Origin of the sequence: Sphingorhabdus sp., from assembly GCF_044357595.1 — a bacterium.
In the GTDB taxonomy this organism is placed as follows: Bacteria; Pseudomonadota; Alphaproteobacteria; order Sphingomonadales; family Sphingomonadaceae; genus Sphingorhabdus_B.
Genome location: NZ_JBIKPH010000176.1, coordinates 1 through 3,854 on the forward strand (window position 1 = coordinate 1; position 3,854 = coordinate 3,854).

The window sequence follows — 3,854 nt, forward strand, 5'->3', positions numbered from 1 at the left end:
ACATAGCTGCGCGCCGAATTCAGCGCGACATACATGTCGGCGACTTTGGCTTGCATCAATTGGAAGCTGCCAATGGGTTTGCCGAACTGCTTGCGTTCGCGGACATAAGGCAGGACGACATCAAGACAGGCCTGCATCACGCCAAGCTGAAGCCCGGCAAGCACGACGCGTTCATAGTCCAGCCCAGACATCAATACGCCAACGCCACCATGCAACGGGCCCATCATTTGTTCTTCAGAAACAAAACAGTCATTGAACACGAGCTCAGCGGTTGGCGATCCGCGCATCCCGACCTTGTCGATTTTCTGGCCGATGGAGAAACCCTCCATGCCCTTCTCGATCAGAAAGGCCGAAATACCCCGCGATTCAGCTTCGGGTGCGGTTTTTGCATAGACGACCAAAGTGTCTGCATAAGGCGCGTTGGTGATCCAATATTTGGTGCCGTTGAGGATATAGCCGCCCTGAACTGCTTCGGCCTTTAACTTCATTGATACGACGTCGGAACCTGCGCCCGCTTCGGACATGGCAAGGCTGCCGACATGTTCACCCGAAATTAGCTTAGGCAAATATTTCACCTTTTGCTCTGGCGTGGCCCAACGCGCGATTTGGTTGACGCATAGATTTGAGTGCGCGCCATAGGATAGGCCGATGGAGGCAGAGGCACGGCTGACTTCTTCTACCGCGACAACATGCTCCAGATAGCCAAGGCCAAGGCCGCCGTCCGCTTCATCCACAGTGATGCCGTGCAAGCCAAGTTCGCCCATGGCTGGCCACAGCTCTTCGCGCGGAAACCAGTCATCCGCGTCAATTTTGGTCGCGAGCGGTGCGATTTTGTCCGTTGCGAACCGCTCGGTCGTGGCGCGGATCATATCAGCGTTTTCGCCAAGAGCGAAGTCTAAGGTCATGCTTGTCATCCCATCGCTCTGCCATTTATTTGGGTATGCTGCAAGCATGGGGCTAGCCAGTCAGTTACCTTTTGCCTACCGCTTGTAACATGATTTCCAAGCGAGCGAATCTTCAATGATGCATTATGATATTCTCATCGTCGGCGGCGGCCATGGCGGCGCGCAAGCGGCAATTGCACTTCGGCAGGCCAAATATGAAGGCAGCATTGGCATAGTGAATGCCGAGCCTGAATATCCTTATGAGCGCCCGCCATTGTCCAAAGACTATTTTGCTGGTGACAAGGCGTTTGAACGCATCATGATCCGACCCGCAGCCTTTTGGGCCGAGCGGGCCATAGACGTGATGCTAGGACAGCGCGTCGATAGTGTTGACCCCGCTGCCCATCAGGTGACCGTTTTTGACGGCACAATTATCTCATATGGCAGCATGATTTGGGCAACGGGCGGCAGTCCGCGGCAATTGCCCGTTGAGGGGGGCAATCTGTCCGGTATGCATGTCGTGCGCACCCGTGCAGATGTCGACCGGATGCTTGATGGCCTTGATGATGTCGCGGAGGTCGCGATTGTTGGCGGCGGCTATATCGGGCTTGAGGCGGCGGCCGTGCTGCGCAAAATGGGCAAGAAAGTGACTGTGCTGGAGGCCATGGACCGCGTGCTGGCTCGGGTCGCAGGAGAGCCGCTGTCACGCTTTTACGAAGCCGAGCATCGCGCGCATGGCGTCGACGTTCGCTTGGGCGTTGAAATTACCGCTATTGAGGGTGATGGCTATGTCACCGGCGTTCGCTTGGGCGATGGTGATGTGGTCCCCACGCAGATGGTCATTGTCGGCATTGGGATCATTCCCGCCGTCGCGCCCTTGCTCAATGCGGGCGCAGCCGGTGGGGCAGGGGTTGATGTTGATGCCTATTGCCGGACATCGCTGCCGGATATCTTTGCCATTGGTGATTGCGCGGCGCACGCCAACGCCTTTGCCGGCGGCAACATCATGCGCGTTGAATCTGTGCAGAATGCCAATGACATGGCGAATGCTGTGGCCAAAAGCCTGACGGGCGAGCTTACGCAATATCACGCCGTGCCATGGTTTTGGTCCAATCAATATGACCTGCGGTTGCAAACTGTGGGGATAAGCGCCGGTTATGATACGACCATATTGCGCGGTGACCCCGACACACGCAGCTTTTCGCTGATTTACCTAAAAGCGGGCAAAGTCATCGCGCTCGACTGTGTCAATGCCACCAAGGATTATGTGCAAGGCCGTTTGTTCGTGACCGATGGCCTTTCGCCCACGGGTGATCAATTGGCTGACACAGCTGTTACCTTGAAGGAACTCGCCGCAGAATTGGCGGCCACCTAAACATTTGCCTCCGGTGCGTTCCGCCCTCACGGCCATATTAGGCCCTACCAATACCGGTAAGACACATCTTGCCGTCGAGCGCATGTGTGCGCACTCCAGCGGGATGATCGGATTTCCCCTGCGCTTACTGGCGCGGGAAATTTACGACCGCGTTGTGGCCATGAAAGGCGTGCAGAATGTCGCGTTGATCACAGGCGAAGAACGGATCGAGCCGCCGCAAGCGCGCTGGTATTGCTGCACCGTTGAAAGCATGCCCATCCAAAAGGAATTTGCCTTTGTCGCGATTGACGAAGCGCAATTGGGTGCCGACCCCGAACGCGGGCATATCTTTACCGACCGCATATTGCATGCGCGCGGACGCGAAGAGACGATGATCTTGGGGTCGGAAAGCCTGCGTGCGATCATTCGGTCGCTGCTGCCCGATGCAGAGATAATCTCCCGCCCGCGCTTCTCGACGTTGAGCTATGCTGGCGCCAAGAAACTGTCGCGCTTGCCAAAGCGGTCCGCCATCGTCGCCTTTTCTATCGAACAAGTATATGCCGTGGCCGAAACTCTGCGCCGGATGCGTGGCGGGGCGGCGGTCGTGATGGGCGCGCTGTCGCCGCGTACCCGAAATGCGCAAGTGGCGATGTTTCAATCGGGCGAGGTGGATTATCTGGTCGCCACTGACGCAATCGGCATGGGGCTGAACCTTGATGTCGCGCATGTCGCTTTTGTAAGCCTCTCCAAATTTGATGGCTCGCGCCGCCGCCGGTTGACGGTTGCAGAAATGGCGCAGATCGCTGGCCGCGCTGGCCGGCATCAACGCGACGGCAGTTTTGGGACGCTGGCGGGCGAAGGCAGCGAATTCACACCTGAGGAAGTACTGGCGATTGAAGGGCACAGCTTCCCGCGTCTGGATTGGCTCTTTTGGCGCGAGGCAAAGCCGCGTTTCAATGACATTGCGACATTGATTGCCGATCTGGAGAAAAAGCCACATCGTCCGGGGCTTTTGCCCGCGCCAAAGGTTATCGACCTGTTGGTGTTGAAACGCTTGGCTGAATTGCCCGATGTGAACGCGCTCATTCGCCACCCCGTCGACGTTGCGCGCCTGTGGGAAGTCGCATGTCTTCCCGACTTCCGGCAAATGGGTGAGGAACATCACAGCCGTTTCGTTGCGTCTTTGTGGCAGTATCTAGGCCAGAATGAGCGCGTCATTCCACAGGGCGTCTATACCAGCGAACTTGCACGGCTGGATAACATCCAAGGTGATGTGGACACGCTGTCGGCGCGAATCGCGGCAGTGCGGACTTGGACCTATATTGCCCACCGAAGCGACTGGCTGACCAATCCGCCTGCGATGGCCGAACGTGCTCGGGCGTTGGAAGAAAAATTATCGGATGCCCTGCACGATGCGCTGCGTCAGCGGTTTGTCGATAAACGCACATCAATGTTGCTTCGGAAAGGCGCGAAAGATGTCGGTTTGCTGCCCGTCGAGATTCAGGCGGACAACCGTGTTCTGGTAGATGGCGAGGACATTGGCACTTTACAGGGCTTCGCCTTTCGGGTTGACCCAGCGGCCAAAGCGGGTGACCGTAAATTGTTATTGGCTGCCG

Annotated in this window: 3 protein-coding genes; 2 read left to right on the forward strand and 1 reads right to left on the reverse strand. The window is 57.1% G+C overall.

The features are described from left to right. Positions 1 to 905 (reverse strand): acyl-CoA dehydrogenase family protein (locus ACIQ2T_RS12405; RefSeq protein WP_397591080.1); only part of this gene is annotated, 905 nt, incomplete at its 3' end. A 115-nt stretch (positions 906 to 1,020) separates the two neighbouring features. Between ACIQ2T_RS12405 and ACIQ2T_RS12410 the strand changes: the two genes are divergently transcribed. After that, positions 1,021 to 2,259 carry an NAD(P)/FAD-dependent oxidoreductase gene (locus tag ACIQ2T_RS12410; protein ID WP_397591081.1) on the forward strand — a complete coding sequence of 413 codons (1,239 nt, stop codon included), beginning with the start codon at positions 1,021 to 1,023 and terminating at the stop codon, positions 2,257 to 2,259. A gap of 4 nt (positions 2,260 to 2,263) precedes the next feature. After that, the coding region (locus ACIQ2T_RS12415; protein ID WP_397591082.1) for a helicase-related protein at positions 2,264 to 3,854 on the forward strand (1,591 nt) is incomplete at its 3' end.

Bases quoted from the DNA above. Each gene is read 5' to 3' on its own strand.
- ACIQ2T_RS12410 (WP_397591081.1), top strand. From the start codon at position 1,021: ATGATGCATTATGATATTCTCATCGTCGGCGGCGGCCATGGCGGCGCG.